Origin of the sequence: Apilactobacillus pseudapinorum (genome assembly GCF_040369555.1) — a bacterium.
Taxonomy (GTDB): Bacteria; Bacillota; Bacilli; order Lactobacillales; family Lactobacillaceae; genus Apilactobacillus.
Genome location: NZ_BAABVU010000026.1, coordinates 45,927 through 64,491 on the forward strand (window position 1 = coordinate 45,927; position 18,565 = coordinate 64,491).

Genomic DNA, 18,565 nt, shown 5'->3' on the forward strand with positions numbered 1-18,565 from the left:
ACCGCAACATAAAAAACAGACTCCCACGAGTCTGTTTTATTTTTGATTCTTATGACGATCTTTAACCCATAGGGCAGCGGTTGCTAATAACGCGATGATCAAAATTAATTGAAAGAAACGACCGGCGTTGCTGCTAGTTAGACTGTCATCACTAACTAAAACGATGTTAACTAATAAGACACCGGCCATTGATATGTTGTATTTATTTCTCATTGGATTACTCCTTTGAATTGATAATTATATTTTATCACACAAAAAAGACGCTGAAATGCGTCTTTTTGGTTATCTCACTTCTTGTGAGTAGAATTGTTGTTTTGCTAAGGCTAAGTTACCGATAATCGCTAACTTGTCTTCATTACAACTAGGAAGGGTGATGTATTGATCAACATCGCCGACATCCAAGTAGTTGTTTAATAGCTTCTTGAATTGTTCCTTAACCTTTTGAAGTTCGATTTCATTGACGATACTGCCACCTAATACAATTTTTTGTGGTCTGACAAAGACAGTAGTTTGCACCAAAGATTGGGCAATGTAGTAGGCAACGATATCCCAAAGCGGATCAAACATCGAAATTTCTTCCGGTTTTTGACCAGTCCGCGCTTCAATCGCAGGCGTTGAAACTAGTCCTTCTAGGCAATCTCCTTGGTATGGACAAGTTCCTTTAAATTCCATGTCATCGACATGACGTTGTGGAATAATGTGACCAATTTCAGGACTGCCCATTGTACCAACGAATTTACCATCGTTGACAATCCCAACGCCGACACCATCACTGATGGTGATGTAGGAAAGCGCTAAAATGGGGTCATCTTCTAAGATTGATTTGATGTATTCACCGTAAGCACGACTGTTAACGTCGGTTGTGAATGAAATTGGAATCTTGAAGTGATGACGAAGGGTGCCTAAAAGATTGACGTTTTGCCAATGCTTTCTGGAAGATTCCTTAATGTAACCATATTGAGAAGAGTAAGTTCTAAGTTCCAATGGTCCAAATGAGGAAACCCCAATCGCAGCTAGGTCATCAAATCGGTCGAAGTAATCAATTACTTTTTTTAATGTTACTTCGGGTGTGGTTAAATCAATTGTGATGCGGTCTAAAATGTTACATTTACCGTCACCCACAGCACATACCATTTGGTTGTGATCTGTGGTACAGAGACTTCCTAATAACATATCATCGCCTCTTTACTAAATTAATGAAATTCTTGTTGATCTTGTTCTTGAATGGATTTGCGTAATTCTTCGTAACCGGGTTTCCCTAATAGCGCAAACATGTTCTTCTTGTAATCTTCTACACCTGGTTGGTTGAATGGGTTAATTCCATTTAGATAACCAGATGTCGCAATTGCGAATTCGAAGAAGTAAATCAAGTAACCCAATGTTTCAGCAGAGTTATCTTCGATTTCAATTAACATGTTAGGGACGCCACCGTTAGTGTGGGCTAATACCACCGCTTCTCTGGAGGTCTTGTTGACTGCGTCCATTGAAGTTTGTTCTAGGTATTGAAGACCATCTAAGTTTTTATCTAATGAAGGGATTCCTAAGTTAGATGCCGGTTTCTTAATTTCGACAACGGTTTCCATTAAGTTACGAATTCCTTCTTGAATGTATTGACCTAATGAGTGTAAGTCAGTACTGAAGATGGCTGAGCTTGGGTAAATTCCTTTGTGGTCTTTGCCTTCACTTTCACCAGCTAATTGCTTCCACCATTCGGCTAGGAAACGAAGATGTGGTTCGTAGCTTTCTAGGATTTCGTTGGTGTAACCCTTGCGGTATAAGATGTTACGGTAAGCGGCGTACAATAGCGCGTCGTTATCTTCAATCTTGGCATCCTTTAATTCACGTTGGGCTTCAGCAGCACCGTTCATTAATGCGTCGATGTCGACACCAGAAGCGGCGATTGGTAATAAACCAACCGGTGTTAAAACGGAGTAACGACCACCGATACCATCGGGAATCACAAAACTAGTAAATCCTTTATCAACGACTTCAGTGTGTAACGCACCTTTTTGTGCGTCCGTAGTGACGTAGGTACGACGGTTGGCTTCTTCTTCACCGTATTTTTCGATTAGTTTTTGACGGAAAATTCTAAACGCCATTGCAGGTTCAGTCGTAGTTCCTGATTTGGAAATCACGTTGACTGAGAAGTCACGGTCGCCGATGATACGAATTAAGTCAGCGGTGTAGGATGGACTGATGGTGTTGCCGGCGAAGAAGATTTGGGGATGTTTATCAGTTCCTTCTAAGTTGAAGAAACTCCCGTGTAGAAAGTCTAACGCCATCTTGGCACCAAGGTATGAACCACCGATACCAATCACGATTAGCACTTCTGAATCTGTTTGAATTTGTTTTGCAGCGTCCTTAATGCGATCGAATTCGACTTGGTCGAAGTCAGTAGGGAGATTAATCCAATCACCCATGTGTGCTTCAACTCCTGTGCCTTGAACTAAGAGGTCACGAGCGGTGTTTACCATTGGAGTGATTTCAGTTAGTTCATTTGCGGCGACAAACTTTTGTAGCCCTAAAGTATCTAATTGAACTCTTTTCATAATTAAGCCTCCATCGATTAGTCAATCTTGACGATGTTTTCTTTGTAGTATTGACGTGAAGCTAATGCAAAGTTACCAATAGTAGCTGAACCATTATCTTCACATGCTGGCATTGTGATGTAGTAATCTAAATCACCAACATTAACGTAGTCCTTAAACATTTCTTTGAATTGGGCACGAACCTTTTCAACGACAGGTTCTGAAATGACCCCGCCTCCTAAGATGACCTTTTGTGGTCTGATAAATAGGGTTGCTTGCATTACTGCTTGGGCAATGTAGTTGGCAATGATGTCCCAGACTGGATCGTCCATTGTGACATCTTTTCCTTTTTTACCACAACGAACGTCAAAAGTAGGACCAGCAGCTAATCCTTCTAGACAGCTGTGGTGATATGGGCAAAGGCCTTCGAAGTCCAAGTCCTTAGGGTGACGTTTTAAATAAGTGTGACCAGCTTCGGGGTGACCTAGTGAACCAATGAATGAACCTTCATTGATAATTCCGGCACCGACACCAGTTCCAAAAGTGTAGTAAACCAAAGTTTGTAGTGGGTTATGATTTCTGATTGATGTAATGTATTCACCATAAGCAGAACCGTTAACATCAGTAGTCCAAAATATGGGAATATCAAAGGCTGCTTTCATAGTGCCTAAGAAATTAGTGTTAGACCAGTTAGGCTTAGGTGTATCTGTAATGTATCCATATTTAGGTGAATCTGTTCTTACTTCGATGGGACCGAATGAGGCAATGCTCATCGCAGTTAAATCATCGAATTTTTGAAAGTATTCCACGCATTTCTTTAATGTTTCATCAGGAGTAGTAGTGGGAATTCTTACGCTATCTAAAATTTCATAATTTTCATTACCAACAGCGCAGACGAACTTTGTTCCACCTGCTTCAATGCTACCAAATTTCATAATTGGAATCTCCTTTTTATACGGTATAAGGAGGCGCTTACATTGTCTCCTTGTCCTTAATTATGGACTCGAATTTGATAAATACAAGCTAAAAATATTTAAAAATTGGTTAAGATATCATAAAAAAATTGTTATTAATATCTAACGTGATAGGATTTAGTTATTAAAGTTTTTATAAAGCTTATGAAAACGATTTCAAAAAAGTAATAAACCTGCTAAAATAGGCAAAAACACAGATAGAATCGAGGCATCTAACATGGATACAAATTATTGGACATTGGACCGCTTAGGTCGACTATATAAGGATTGGGACCCCAAAGTTTTAACTGATTTATCAGCTAAAGTAGCGCAATCAAAGTGGCGTCCGGGTTATCACATTACCACCAAGACTGGATTGTTAAACGATCCGAATGGTTTTTCATACTTTAATGGTCAATGGCACCTTTTTAACCAAGCATTCCCATATGGGGCAGTACATGGCCTAAAGAGTTGGCAACATAATGTGTCCGATGACTTAGTGCATTGGCGCGTCGTCGATAAACCAATGGTTCCAGACATTTACTCCGACCGTAATGGCTGTTATTCCGGTAGTGCGATTAACGTGGGCGATAAGCTTTTTATCATGTACACCGGAAATACATTTGAAGGTAGTGAATTCACCCGTCATCCATACCAAGTCGGTGCCTGGATGGATGCTGATAATAACATCGAAAAGCTAGCGGAACCGTTAATTCAAGATTCGCCAGCGGGAGTGACTGGTCATTTTAGAGACCCACAAATTATTAAGCGTGACGATTACTACTATGCTTTTATTGGTGCGCAAACTGTTGATAATGCTGGCGAAATTTTGACTTACCGTAGTCAACAAGTCGATTCCGGATGGGAATTATATAAGAAACTAGATTTAGGAACTGACAACTTAGGTTACATGGCTGAATGTCCAAATATCGGCTTCGTCGATGGTAAAGTCGTCGTGATTTTCTGTCCGCAAGGGGCTGATAAAGCATCATTCCACTATGACAATGTCCATCCAAATGCTTATATCATTGCCGATGAATTAGATTTCACAGATATGAAACTAGTTAACCCATCACCTATGCAACAACTAGATGAAGGTTTTGACTACTACGCTACCCAACTACTAAATTCTCCCGATGGACGTTTACTCTCAGTTGGTTGGATTGGGCTACCTGATACTGAATACCTATCTGACCAAGATGGTTGGGAAGGTGAACTTTCAATGGTCCGTGAATTACACATCGTTAGCGGCCGTTTGATTCAATCCCCAGTCAATGAATTAGGCAATCTTATCGAAGACACAGAACCAGCAGCTACTGATTTACAAAAACGCATCACGGCGTCTCCTTTTGCGGGTCAATACGGTTTGAACTTAGATTCAACTGATAGTTACTTACATCTATCTTATGATGAAACTGACCGTCAGTGGACATTAGAACGTAAAAACGTTGGTGAAGCAGCGGTGACTAGAAGTTTTAGTGGTGATCCATCATCATTAGAAGTCTACTTAGATAACTCTGTTTTCGAAATTTTCATTAATGGTGGGAAAGTCACAATGACTGGTCAATTCTTCCATGATGGCGAATCGATTAAGGTTTCAGCCAATCAAATGACAATTAAACAAAATAAAATTAAAAACATGTAACATTTTTGTAACAAACCGGTAACAATATGGTAATATAGAGCTAACAATTTTTTTGGAGGCTACATATTATGAAGATGAACAAGTTTTGGACTATCGCTAGTCTATTCATCGCGACTTTAGTGGTTTTAGTCAGCGGTGTGACTGCTTCAGCAGCAACCCACAAGAAGGACGCCCAACCTAAGTATTTAACCACTTTACCTGCGAACATGCGTGGGACTTGGTACGCATACGATGGTGATAAATTAGTTACTACTAAGGTGACTGCTACTACTATCACTGTCAAAGAAGAAGGACAAAAGACCAACAAGGGAACTTTACACAAGTACGTTGATCACAATCCTTTGAAGATGAGCAAGAAGGAAATCAAGAAGACTGCTAACTGGTTCTTTGCTACCAACAACCCCCAAAAGATTCATGGCTACAAATGGGTATGGACTTACGGTTGGCAACAAACTGCCGGTTCAGGTGAATACTACGCCGTTACTACTTACCAAGGCCATAAGGTCCTAACAGATGCTGACGGTGCCGGGGTTTGGGCTAACAGTCACAGCTTTAAAACTAAAGCACTAGCTGCTAAATACAAAGACGCTAAATTACCCAAATTCAGCTACAGATAAAACAAAAAGCAATTAGAATGAAAATTCTAGTTGCTTTTTTTGTTTTTGTATAATATTATATGTCATATAATATGATGTGAAATATAAATGGAGATGATTGTTTGGCAATTAAAGTCGCAACAACGCTATTAGACGGCTGTGTTTTAGGCCTTCTCGATCAAAACGATATGTATGGTTATGAGTTAACCAAGCGGGTGCAAGAATTGATTGATGTATCTAATTCGACGATGTATCCGGTCATGCGTCGCTTAAAATCAGATGGCTTAGTTGATACCTACGACGAATCGTTTGAAGGACGGAACCGTCGCTACTACCGCATTACTGATGATGGGGTTGACCATTTAGCGGCAGTCAGAACAGAATGGTACGATTTCAAAAATGGAATCGATCAATTAATGGGGGAATAAGCATGCAAACTTATCTTGAAGAATTAAAAGTATATTTAAATAATTTATCGCAAGCAGATATCGATGATGCATTATCTTACTACCAAGAATACTTGGAAGATGCTGGAATTGATACTTACCCAGCTTGTATTAAGGAATTAGGCACACCGAAGCAATTAGCTCGTCGCATTCGTGCCGATGTTAATGTCAACGATTATAAAGAAGCGGGCGTTAATAACGAAAAGAGTACTTGGAAGTACTTTACCGAAATCTTCATTGCGATGGCATCAGTACCAGTATTACTACCACTAGCCGGTGTATTAGGGGCAGTGGTCGCATTTTTAATCGCGACGTTAGTGGCTCTATTACTATTTAGTATCTGTGTGATTGCGTTCTTCCTAATTTGCTTTGTCGGCTTAATTTATTGGGCAATCACCAATATGGGAATTTACTTTAACTTAAGTATCGTTGCAGTAGGAGCTGGATTAATGCTATTAGGAGCTTCAATGGTCTTAACTTTCTGTGTGCAAAAAATGGTGACTAGTTTTGCCAAATGGATTCGTCAATTCAGTACTTGGATTTATGGTAAGACGCTTAATCAAATCAAGGGAGGTAATCAATAATGAAGAAATTTAGTATAGTCGGTTTAGTAATTTTTCTAGTCGGTTTATTATTATTTGTCTTGGGCTTTATTGGGACTAGCCGTTCCGATATTCAAAATGCCATTACAGGTTCAGCCACTCGTTATGATTACCAAAAAGCGGTGACTAAGTTTAACCGGATTGAAGTATCGGGTAAGGTCGACGTTGAAGTCGTGTCCGGGAAGGAATTCTCCGTGCATGTTTATGAAGAGAAAAAAGGCAGTATCGATGCCAATGTTGATGATCAAGTTTTAAAAATCAGCAATAAAAGATCGGCATTTAATGGAAACTTCGCTGTGAAGTTTAACAAAAATAAATTCACATTCGGCTCTAGTATGGTGGTCGTAACCGTTCCTGATAACCAATTGAAGAGCATTGAAGGCAATAATAACTCTGGTGATTTAGGCATCTCTAAGATGCGTTCTAATGATAGTTTGAATATCAACGGATTTAATATCGGTGACATTCGTTTAACCCAAGTTACTGCCAAGAGTCTATCAATTGATACCCAAGATGCTGATATTACGATTACGGACAGTCACTTTGATGGTAACGATAGTACGGTCAAATCTGAAGATGGCGATATTCGCATTAACAATAGTAGCTTTAAAGCATTGAACGCCGCATTGACTGATGGCAATGCACATTTAAACAATTTAGATATTGCTACCAATTTAAATGTTAATAATACTGATGGAGATGTTTATTTAGCGCTAGTGAAGAACTACGATGCTGACGTATATGCGCATAGTAGTGATGGAAATATCTATGGATCAGTCGATAAACATCCAAATAGTAAAAAGCACTACCGTATTATTTCAGAAAATGGCGATATTCATCTTAATGATTAGTTTTAATTAAAAGGATATGTAAATTTCACTATAAATATAGTAAAATTAAAGTAACAAGAAAAATCATATCTGGAGGTACTAACGTGTTTAACGATAAAATCGTTTTTAATTACATGTATAAATTATGGGTCGCTGTCTACTCAGATCTAAGCGACGCCGAAGTCGAAGAAATTGGTCAAGTGCTATTACAAAATAGTAAGGAAGAATACAATCGCCAAAACGAGACTGATATTTCTGATGAAGACTTCATTGATATGATTTCAGAATACGCAGAAGATATTCGTGAACAAGCTGTGAGCGAAGCGGAAGAAGACATTAAAAAGCACCATGCACCTAAATACAAGAAGGTTGACGGTGTTTGGAACGTATAATTTAAATAGCTAAAGAGGCATTCCTGATAGGGGATGCCTCTTTTTGTTTTGAATTCTTATGAAAGTATAAAGAAACTTAAAATTAGCTTAAAAAGTTTCCTAAATACTTTTAAATTTTTTTCGTGGATATATACTCAAAGCATAAATTCATTTGTCTTGTTTTACTTAAATTTATTGTAAGAAAGAAGATATGTATTATGAAAAATAATAGTAAAAATAATTTTAACCAAGGCGCTAATGCTAAAAAGCTAGCGTCTGTTATTGCGATTACAGGAATTTTAGCCACAGGTGTTCAAACAGTGAACATCTTGACTAATCCAGTGGTTTTAGCCAAAGCTGATTCAACTGACAATGAAACTGTATATGTGCAACATATTAAGGTAAATAACCAAGTCGTTAACGCTTATGTACCAAGCAAGACCAGTACAATGAGCAAAGCAGATTTTACTGAATTTTTAAAAAATATTGCGTTAAACGTTGACCCATCAAGCTTAACTAGCGATTCAATTGATTTGAATAACAAGGATAACAACGTTGTTGCAACCGTAAATCAACAATCATCATATACATTAACCATCAAAGATAGCGATGGAAACGATAAATCTATCACACGTACTTCACTATTGATTTCTAAACAAGATTTCATCGATACAGTTGGTCAATATGGCCTAACTGTACCTAATTCTAATGATTTAAGTGATCCAGTTAACTTGTTTGATTCAGGTGCTAATTTAACTAGAGTTGGCTTAAATACATTGAATTTCAAATTACCTGATGGTTCAGAATTAACATTCAAATCTAAAGATTACACAGTTGACAAACAAGAACTATTTAAAGAAATTGAAGATAAGGGCTACACAATTACTAATAAGGATGAAATTACCACTAGCTACTATGACTTTAAAACCAGTCCTAAGCTAAATATTCTTACTAAAACTGTCCAAAGTAGTGCAACTAACGAACAACAAAGTTCTTCAGCATCTAGCGAAAGTTCAAGCGCGCAATCAATTGCAAGTTCAAGCAGCACAACAAGCTCAAGCGCCCAATCAAGTTCAGTTTCAAGCAGTGAAGTAAGCTCAAGTGCTCAATCAAGTTTTACTGCTAGTGTAAGCTCAAGTGCTACCTCAAGCATTGCTTCAAGCAGTGCATCATCACAAAGTAGTTCTGCCCAATCATCATCTGCTGAATCAACTGTCCAAAGTAGTGCCGATTCATCATCAGCTGTCGAAGAAACACATCCAGCTGTTGATCATCACCAAAAAGCAGTTAAAAAGTCAGAAAGTAAGCCAGCATCATTACCACAAACAGGGGATGCAACTAACCAATCATCACTAGCAATCGCGGGTATCATTACAGCTGCATTCGCCTCATTATTAGGGATGCTAGGCTTTAAGAAGCGTCATTAATAAGCATATTTACTAAATGTAAAATTATAAAAGTATGCGAATTTCTTAAGATATTTATGAAAATATTAAGATGTTTAAAATTGATTTAAAAGCTATCCAATCGGGTACAAATTAAATTATATCGGTTGTATACTCAATTTTGTAAATAAGACAAGAAGTTTAAAATTTATTCATTCGATTACGATAGGGGGATATGAATAATATGAATCAAGAATTCGATAAGAAAAACATTAAAGTAACAAATAATTACAAAAAGTGGGCGTACGCTGCTGCTACTACTGGTATCTTAATTACTGGTGCGCAAGCTGTTCGCAACACAGAATCACACACTATTTTAGCTAAGGCAGATGCAGCATCAGCTGCACCAACAACATCTACTACTCAACAAGCATCAGATACAAGCACTGGTAATGCACAATCAACATCTACTGATACTGCCCAAGCAACAACAGGAACAACAAATGGTTCATCAAGTGCTGATAGTCAAGCACCAGCATCCTTTTTATTACATGTTATTAATTACCACAATCAAAGTGGAGATAGTGCAACAATCAAAGTTTACACTAATGGTAAAAAAACAATAAATATTTATAAGGATGTTATTAATGCCGATTGGGAGAGTGGAGGCCAAGCTATCAGAAATGATACACTTTTCAATTTCATTCAAACATCTTGGAAAAAACATTTATGGGAAGGTAATTTAGATTTACCAAAAAGTGGGGATTTAGATGCCACTAAAGGCACTTTGTCTGTATATGATCTTGAAATGCATCAAATGAATATCAACTATGTTGATGGTGCAGGAAATGTCTATTCAAAGGATTCCTATAATGTTTTATATGATCCAACTCTTACCTCAGGTAATATTGATATATCGTCATCAACTACAGCTTTTAGTAAAGATAACCCTAATACACTTTTAGATCAAAATAATACTATTGTTAAAACTCAACAAGCACCAATTTCAGAATCTACAGTTAACATTAATTTCTCATATGTAAATACTATTAAAGTGAAAGATTCATCAGGTAATTTGCATGATGTTACATTAAACAGTCCAACTAAAAATATGACAGCTGCACAAGTTCAATCACAAGTATTAGCAGCAAGTCAAAAGAGTCCATCTTTTACAGTTGACTCACATGCTGATTACAAGGATATTTCTGATTTATCGAATATGACAGATAGTGATAAACAAGTTAAGAACTTATACACTAAGAATGTTAATGTAATTGATAATAATGGAAATGTACATCAATTAACTGTAAGCAGTAACGATAGCAGTATGAGTGCAGATCAAGTTAAAGCACAAGTAAATGCAGCATTAGCTGCTAATAATTTGAGTGTGAATCCAAACACTCAATTTGATGCTATTTCTGATATGACTTCAAATAATGCTTATAGTGTGGATGGAAGTAATGCAACCAACAATCCATACAAGAAATCAATCGATGTTACAGATAGCAATGGTAACCATCACACAGTTCAACTAAATAGTGGAAACAAGACATTAAGCGCTGCAGATGTACAACAACAAGTTGCAGCAGCATTGCAAAAAGATGGTAACGCAACAGTAAATCCAAATACTAAGTTTAGTGATGTAGACTTAAGTAACCAATCTGCTAATAGTAGTATTGATGGAAGCAACGCAACTAACAATCCATACAAGAAGACTGTAAATGTTACTGATAGTGAAGGAAAAACTCACCAAGTAACATTAAACAGTGAAAACAAGACATTGAGTGCTGCAGATGTACAACAACAAGTCGCAGCAGCATTACAAAAAGATGGTAACGCAGCAGTAAATCCAAACACTAAGTTTAGTGATGTAGATTTAAGTAACCAATCTGCAAACAGTGATGTTGATGGAAGTAACGTAACCAACAATCCATACAAGAAGACTGTAGATGTTATTGATAGTGAAGGAAAATCTCACAAAGTAACATTAAACAGTGAAAACAAGACATTAAGCGCTGCAGACGTACAACAACAAGTTGCAGCAGCATTACAAAAAGATGGTAACGCAGCAGTAAATCCAAACACTAAATTCAGTGATGTAGATTTAACAAATGCTAATGCTAACAGCGATATTAACGGAAGTGACACCACTAACAATAAGTACAAGAAAACAATTACAGTTGCTGATGCAAATGGTGTTGCACATCAAGTTGTATTAAACAGTAACGACTCAACTGAATTAACTGCAGATCAAGTAAAAGCCCAAGTTAATAAACAACTAGCAAATTATGGTGCAGCGGTAAATCAATACACTAATTTTAGTAATGTAGATTTAACTAACCAATCAGCAAAAGACAATATTGATGGAAGCGACGTAACAAATAATCCATATAATAAGACTATTACTGTTACAGATAGTGATGGTAAAAAGCATCAAATCAAGTTAAATAGTGCTACTAAGTCAATGACTGCCGCTCAAGTTGAGGATCAAGTTAACAACCAATTGCCAAGTGGATCAAAAGTAAATCCAAACACACATTACCAAGATATTGCAGATTTAAACAGTCCTGATAGTGTAAGTGTTGATGGAAGTGACCAAACTAACAACCGTTATAGAAAGACAGTTACTGTTACAGATAGTGATGGTAACCAATATCAAGTAACATTAAACAGTGATACTAAAACATCATTAACAAGTGAAGAAGTTAAAGATCAAGTTGCAAAAGCGCTAGCTAATGAAAATGCTCATGTGAATGCTAATACTTCATTCCCTTCAGTTAACTTAAATGATAGCCAACAAAATCAAAACGTTAATGAAGATGCAAATAGTAATATTGATGGAAGTGATGTAACAAACAATCCAAACAAGAAGACAGTTACTGTTATTGACAGCGATGGAAAAACTCACAAAGTAACATTAAACAGTGATGGAAAGGTATTAAGTGCTTCAGATGTACAAAAGCAAGTTGCAGCAGCATTACAAAAAGACGGTAACGCTGTAGTAAATCCACACACACAATTTAGTGATGTAGATTTAACAAATGCCAATGCTAACAATGATATTAACGGAAGCGATGCAGCTAATAATAAATACAAGAAAGCAGTTACAGTTACTGATACAGATGGTGTTGCACACCAAGTTGTATTAAACAGTGACGATTCAGCAACATTAACTCCAGACAAAGTTAAAGAAGAAATTAACAAGCAATTAGCTAACTATGGGGTATCAGTAAATCCAAACACTACTTTCTCTTCTGTTGATTTAACAGATAAAGCTTCTAACAGTGTTGATGGAAGTGACGTAACCAATAATCCATTTAAGAAGACTGTTAAAGTTACTGATTCAAATGGCGTTGACCATGAAGTCGTACTAAACGGAACAAGCAGTAGTTTAACTTCAGATCAAGTTAAATCAGAAGTTAACAAGCAATTAGCTAACTATGGAGTATCAGTAAATCCAAACACATCATTTAATTCTGTAGATTTAAATAACAAGGATAAAAATGATAACGTTGATGGAAGTGATGCAACTAATAATCCATACAAGAAGGTAATTACAGTTGTTTATGCAGACGGTAACACTCATGAGGTTAAACTAAATGGTGCAACTGCCCAACTTTCAAAAGACAAAGTAAAAGAACAAGTTGAAAAAGCATTAGCTACTTATGGTGCTAAATTAAACGACAGAACCAACTTTACTGACGTAGATCTATCAGATAACAATACAGTTGTTTTAGATGGAAGTGATTCAACTAACAATCCATACAAGAAGAACGTAACTGTTATTGATAGTACAGGTAAGAAGTATCAAGTTGTCTTGAATGGAACTCAAAACACTTTAACTTCTGATCAAGTTAGAGATGAAGTTAACAAAGCTTTAGCAAAATATGGTGCTAAGGTTAATGCAAATACTAAGTTCCACAGTGTCGATTTATCAAATGGTAGTGAAAATGACAATGTTGATGGAAGTGACGTAACAAATACTCCTGTTATTTCAAACGGAGACTCACAAAACACTAATAGTCAAAACATCAATAAGGATTCTAATAAGAATTCAAAGAAGAAGAACAAAAAGCACAGTAAGATTGTTGAAAGTCACAAGAATAATTCTGGTAAATCAGATCAACCTAGTGGCACTATTTCAACATCTTCATCACAAAACGGTGCATCAAGCTACTCTTCAGTTGAAAACACTAACGGAACACAAGGAAATGTGGACCAAAATGATGGTGTAGCTGACAAGAAGAGCAGTAAGAAAGTTAAGAAACAACACGCTAAGAAGAGTGATGAAGTTACAACTTCTGACAGCAAGAAGAAAGCAAAGACTACTAAGAAGAACGATAATAACGAAAAAATTAGAGATATTATCGTTGGTATCATCTCTGCAATCATTGCTTCAGTTTTAGCAATCTTCGGTCTAAAGAGACACAAGGATAACGATAAGTAATTAAGTTTAATAACTTCATAAAAAGCATACTTTTGTTAAAAAAGTATGCTTTTTTCTTAAAAATATTATGAATTTATTAAGATGATTAAGTTTCATTTAAACACTATTAAATCGCGTGCAATTCAATTTTTATCATTGTATACTATGTTTGTTGATAAGATATGAAAACATTAAAACATTTATTTTTAGGAGATGTTAATATGATGAATTTAAACAAAAACAAGAAAAAATTTAAATTACTAAAGAGAACTAACAAATGGTCATACGCAAATATTATTTCTGGTGTGGCATACGCTACTGTAAAATAAACCTTTCTATTTATACTTAATCAAAACTTTTTACTCAATTAAAAATTTCTCTTTGAAGCGATCCTGCCCGGGTCGCTTCTTTTTGTTATAAAAATTAATAGTTGTAACAATTTGCATATGATAAATATCGTGATAATATGGGGAATAACACACAAAGGTTAAGATTTTCTAAAGACATCTCGTAAAAAATAGCGTAGAGTATATCTACGTACAGAGGAGAGATTTACTTAATGATAGAAACTTTATGCTTTATTTTATTTTTAGGATTATGTTGCCTTCATTACTATGTAAGGAATGGTAAACATTTTGTATGGACAGGTTTGATAATTCCGCTTGTTGTTGTAATTTTTGTGATTATATTAGCGATTAATCAAAGACATTTCAGTCCTATTGTATATGGACAAATTTTCCTAAATATTGTGGAATCAATTTTGATTGTTAACCAAGTAAGAATAAGAAATGATAATAACTAATAATAAAACATCCTATTTTTTTAATGGGGTGTTTTTAATTTATAAAGCTTATTATTTGACTTAAAGTGTACTTTATATGAAATAATGGTAAGTAATAAAATATTGGGAGGATCAATTTATGAAGAGTGCTGTATTTATTGAAGCAGGTAAAGTCGAAGTTCAAGACGTCGACATGCCTAAGATTCAAAAAGATGACGATGTAATTTTAAAGGTGGTTCGTACCTGTGTCTGTGGATCTGACTTATGGACATACAGAGGTCAAGACGAATACAAGAAAGATGCGTTAAACAACGGACATGAAGCGCTAGGTGTTGTTGAAACAGTTGGTAAGGACATTACTACTTTACAACCTGGTGACTTCGTAATCGTGCCATTTACTCACGGTTGTGGCCATTGTGCTGCTTGTTTAGCTGGTTATGATGGAAGCTGTTTGAATCATTCAGATAACTTTACTCAAAGTGCCCAAGCTGAATACCTACGTGCTCAACACGGTGAATGGTCATTAGTTAAGGTTCCTGGTAAACCAGAAGACTACAGTGACGAAATGTTAGATTCACTATTGGCACTATCAGACGTTATGGCAACTGGTTACCACGCTGCTCGTACTGCTGATGTGCAAAAGGGTGATACTGCAGTTGTTATTGGTGATGGTGCCGTTGGTTTATGTGGAGTTATTTCTGCCAAACTACGTGGTGCAAAACAAATTATTGCGATGAGTCGTCACGAAGATCGTCAAAAACTAGCTAAAGAATTTGGTGCAACTGACATTATCGCTGAACGTGGTGATGAAGCGGTTGAAAAGGTAATGGAATTAACTCACGGTAACGGTGCAGATGCCGTTCTTGAATGTGTAGGAACTGAATTATCAACTAAGACTGCTTTAGATGTTGCTCGTCCAGGTGCTAAGGTTGGTCGTGTTGGTTTACCACATGCTAGTGATTTAAACATGGCTGCTTCATTCGGTAAGAACATTGCGCTTGCCGGAGGAATTGCTTCGGTTACTACTTACGACCGTCAAGAACTACTAGACGCTGTCTTATCAGGTGCTATCCACCCAGGTAAGGTCTTTACTGGTAAGTACAAACTAGAAGACATTAACCAAGCATACAAAGACATGGCTGAAAGAAACACAATTAAAGCTACTGTTGTGAATGATTAATAAATGAGGAGTCGGTGGAACCGGTTCCTTTTTTATTTTAAGAAAACGATAAGAGCTTTTTAATTGACTTATTAAAAATAAAAGATTAGTATACGATATAATCGTTAGAAAATATATCGGAGGAGGAACTACTATGAGCCAATTATTAACAATTACACACATCCATTGTTGTCTTGACGGCGGTTTCTTCTCCGAATTAATCACGTCAAGATTGACTTATTAAATTCAGAAAAGAGCTGCCATTTCCGCCAAGGGGATGTACAGCTCTTTTTTATTTTGTTTGATAACGATTATTTGTTACATACTTTAAGAGGGAGTGATATTAATGGATTTAGATGAATCAAAAAAGATCACTAAATTTGAGACGTTTGCGCTTGCCGTTGCGGCCGTGGCTCCAACTGGTTCAATTGCGTTTAACGCCGTGCCAGCGGTACCATTTGCTGGGATTAACGTGCCGTTAGCATTCTTGCTAGGGGCGATTGGATTGTTATTCGTTGGATTATGTTTTGCAGAATTATCAAAACATATTTCAGACGTTGGATCCGTGTATGCATATAACCAACATGCTTTAGGTGAACGCTTAGGGTTAGTCAGTGGTTGGACTTTGACGTTCGCATACGTCAACTTAGCGGTGTCATGTATGGGAGCTAACACTAATTTCGCACATGTTTTCTTTGCCGAATTAGGGTTGAACTTCAACGATACGATTATGGCTTTCGTGATTTTAATCGGTGCTGCCTTAGTGCTTACTTTTGGTTTAAAACTAACTAGTAAGTCAGCAATTGCGATTGAATTTTTAGCGATTACCATTTTAGTAGTATTGACCATCATCATCTTTGCTAAAGGTGGTAGGGATGGGATTAGTGCCCAACCATTTATTCCAACTCACAGTAGTCTATCTGGAATTGGTCAAGGGATGGTATTCGCCATTCTTTCATTCTGTGGATTTGAAGGAGTTACAACTGTTGCTGTCAGAACAAAGAATCCAAAACGTTCAGTGCCATTATCAATTATTATTACTATTATTTTTGCTGGGATTTTCTTTGTGATTGCTAGTTACATGCAAGTTGTTGGATTTGGTATTAACCATGTTGCAAACTTTGCGCATTCTTCTTCTCCATTGAATGACTTATCAATAATGTACATGGGTCGCCCAATGGCTCTAATCATGGATTTCGCCATTTTAATCAGTAGTTTTGGTTCCGTTCTAGGAATCATGAACGCCGGAGCATACATGATTTATGCAATGGGAGTTAAGAAGTATCTACCTAAGTACTTTGGTCAATTTAACGAAAAACTAAATAGTCCTACCCGTGCAATTTGGTTATTAACAGCCATCATGGGAATTGCCTACTTAATTTTTGGTTTACCATACGGACCAGAAGTGATCTACGATAACTCATCTACTTTAGGAGTATTAAGTATGTTGACCGTTTATGGATTAGCATGTTTAGGAACGATTCTATACTTCCACAAACACCGTGATACCATTAAACGTTCATTTGTAAAACACATCTTAGTGCCAGTATTAGGGATTTTAGTATTGGTTTACCCAATGTGGACCAACCTATATCCAGTTCCTGCGTTCCCAGGAAACATCTATCCTTACTTGGTCATCTTATGGATTATCATCGGGTTAGTTGTTTATACAGTTAAAAAACGGAAATAAATTCAAAAGCCGAGATTCTTGTCGGCTTTTTTTATTGGAAAAGATAGACTATTAAATTCAAGAGTGGGATAATACGGGGTAATAAAGAGGGGGTGTTTTTGGATGACAGATAACTTAGAACGACGTTTTTTCATCGGCAAGATTGTCGACCAAAAACATTTTTCAAATGATCAACCACTAGTAGAAGTGGCGGGGATTTGGTATCGATATCAAATTATGGATGATTTGAATTATGATAGCCATGCCCAATATGAAGTGGTTGATAACGCTGGAAATACTCTTTATTTAAAACAATTAAAGTGAGGTCAAAACAATGCCATTTGGAGTTAAAGTTGTTCGTCAAAATAATGAAGGTTTAGTAGAAACTTTAGGTAAATACAGCCACACATTAAGTTCTGGTTTACATTTCTATATTCCATTTATTCAACGCGTTAGAACAGTTAGTTTAGCCATGCAACCTAAGTTATTACCTAAGTACTCATTGATTACTAAGGATAATGCTGAAGTGTTAGGAAGCGTTAGTTTGAACTTCCACGTTACTGAACCTGTGAAGTACCAATACGAAAATACTGATTCAGTAATGTCTATGGTTCAATTAGTGCGTGGACACTTAAGAGATATCATTGGTCGTATGGATTTAAACGAAGTGTTGGGTTCTACAAAGGAAATCAACAAAGAATTAGCCGATGCAATTGGTGATTTAACTGATATTTATGGAATCAACGTTGATCGTATCAATATTGATGAATTGACCCCAAGTAAGGCGATTCAAGAAGCCATGAACACTCAACTTACTGCTGACCGTGAACGCCAAGCTGAAATTTCTAAGGCGGAAGGTGATGCGAAGTCAGTTGAATTACGTACTAAGGCACAAAACGAAGCCCTAGTCGCAACCGCTGAAGCAAATGCCCAAGCTACTAAGACTAAAGCGGATGCTGAAAAGTACCGTATTGATAAAATTCAAGAAGCTTTGAAGAATGCTGATGCTAAATACTTTAATGCGCAAAGTATTGAAGCGTTTAGTAACCTAGCAAATTCAGACACTAACATGGTAGTAGTGCCTAATGACGGTGCTGACTCATATGGTCAAATGACTACCTTTGCAAAGTTATTAAAAGAAAATCAACAACAAGATAAAGAGTAATGAAAAAGA

At 36.6% G+C, this 18,565-nt stretch carries 16 protein-coding genes; 12 read left to right on the forward strand and 4 right to left on the reverse strand.

Annotated features, from left to right (window positions below; genetic code table 11):
* Window positions 1-36: 36 nt before the first annotated feature.
* The 4 genes from ABWU86_RS05330 to scrK all read right to left on the reverse strand — a co-directional run bounded on the left by ABWU86_RS05330 (window position 37) and on the right by scrK (window position 3,463).
* Entirely contained in the window at window positions 37-213 is a 177-nt protein-coding gene (locus ABWU86_RS05330) for a hypothetical protein (protein WP_353321816.1), read from the reverse strand.
* A 69-nt stretch (window positions 214-282) separates the two neighbouring features.
* Window positions 283-1,173 (reverse strand): ROK family protein, encoded by an 891-nt coding sequence (locus tag ABWU86_RS05335; protein WP_353321818.1) that lies wholly within the window; start codon window positions 1,171-1,173, stop codon window positions 283-285.
* A 20-nt stretch (window positions 1,174-1,193) separates the two neighbouring features.
* On the reverse strand, window positions 1,194-2,549 hold the full coding sequence (locus ABWU86_RS05340) for a glucose-6-phosphate isomerase (RefSeq protein ID WP_353321820.1): 1,356 nt from the start codon (window positions 2,547-2,549) through the stop codon (window positions 1,194-1,196).
* A 17-nt stretch (window positions 2,550-2,566) separates the two neighbouring features.
* On the reverse strand, window positions 2,567-3,463 hold the full coding sequence (scrK, locus tag ABWU86_RS05345; protein ID WP_353321822.1) for a fructokinase ScrK: 897 nt from the start codon (window positions 3,461-3,463) through the stop codon (window positions 2,567-2,569).
* A 256-nt stretch (window positions 3,464-3,719) separates the two neighbouring features.
* Here scrK and ABWU86_RS05350 point away from each other — a divergent pair, with 256 nt between their 5' ends.
* The 12 genes from ABWU86_RS05350 (at window position 3,720) to ABWU86_RS05405 (ending at window position 18,556) form a co-directional block, all read left to right on the forward strand.
* Window positions 3,720-5,126, forward strand: a complete 1,407-nt coding sequence (locus ABWU86_RS05350; RefSeq protein ID WP_353321824.1) for a sucrose-6-phosphate hydrolase — start codon at window positions 3,720-3,722, stop codon at window positions 5,124-5,126.
* Between the two features lie 68 nt (window positions 5,127-5,194).
* On the forward strand, window positions 5,195-5,743 hold the full coding sequence (locus ABWU86_RS05355) for a hypothetical protein (RefSeq protein WP_353321826.1): 549 nt from the start codon (window positions 5,195-5,197) through the stop codon (window positions 5,741-5,743).
* Window positions 5,744-5,844: 101 nt separating this feature from the next.
* Window positions 5,845-6,150 carry a PadR family transcriptional regulator gene (locus ABWU86_RS05360; protein WP_353321828.1) on the forward strand — a complete coding sequence of 102 codons (306 nt, stop codon included), beginning with the start codon at window positions 5,845-5,847 and terminating at the stop codon, window positions 6,148-6,150.
* A 2-nt stretch (window positions 6,151-6,152) separates the two neighbouring features.
* Window positions 6,153-6,752: a DUF1700 domain-containing protein gene (locus ABWU86_RS05365; protein ID WP_353321830.1), complete on the forward strand. Its 600-nt coding sequence runs from the start codon at window positions 6,153-6,155 to the stop codon at window positions 6,750-6,752.
* Entirely contained in the window at window positions 6,752-7,621 is an 870-nt protein-coding gene (locus tag ABWU86_RS05370) for a DUF4097 family beta strand repeat-containing protein (RefSeq protein ID WP_353321832.1), read from the forward strand. Before ABWU86_RS05365 ends, ABWU86_RS05370 begins: the two co-directional genes overlap by 1 nt.
* A gap of 83 nt (window positions 7,622-7,704) precedes the next feature.
* Entirely contained in the window at window positions 7,705-7,992 is a 288-nt protein-coding gene (locus ABWU86_RS05375) for a hypothetical protein (RefSeq protein WP_353321834.1), read from the forward strand.
* A gap of 197 nt (window positions 7,993-8,189) precedes the next feature.
* Complete coding sequence (locus ABWU86_RS05380) at window positions 8,190-9,398, forward strand: LPXTG cell wall anchor domain-containing protein (protein WP_353321836.1); 1,209 nt, start codon at window positions 8,190-8,192, stop codon at window positions 9,396-9,398.
* A 202-nt stretch (window positions 9,399-9,600) separates the two neighbouring features.
* Window positions 9,601-13,803, forward strand: coding sequence for a beta strand repeat-containing protein (locus ABWU86_RS05385; RefSeq protein WP_353321838.1), 4,203 nt, complete (start codon window positions 9,601-9,603; stop codon window positions 13,801-13,803).
* Window positions 13,804-14,702: 899 nt separating this feature from the next.
* Window positions 14,703-15,743, forward strand: a complete 1,041-nt coding sequence (locus ABWU86_RS05390) for a zinc-dependent alcohol dehydrogenase family protein (RefSeq protein WP_053949531.1) — start codon at window positions 14,703-14,705, stop codon at window positions 15,741-15,743.
* A 325-nt stretch (window positions 15,744-16,068) separates the two neighbouring features.
* A complete protein-coding gene (locus tag ABWU86_RS05395; RefSeq protein ID WP_053949532.1) occupies window positions 16,069-17,412 on the forward strand; it encodes an APC family permease in 1,344 nt (447 codons plus the stop codon).
* Window positions 17,413-17,514: 102 nt separating this feature from the next.
* Entirely contained in the window at window positions 17,515-17,715 is a 201-nt protein-coding gene (locus tag ABWU86_RS05400) for a hypothetical protein (protein WP_353321841.1), read from the forward strand.
* A 10-nt stretch (window positions 17,716-17,725) separates the two neighbouring features.
* Window positions 17,726-18,556 (forward strand): SPFH domain-containing protein, encoded by an 831-nt coding sequence (locus tag ABWU86_RS05405; RefSeq protein WP_353317826.1) that lies wholly within the window; start codon window positions 17,726-17,728, stop codon window positions 18,554-18,556.
* Window positions 18,557-18,565 lie beyond the last annotated feature (9 nt).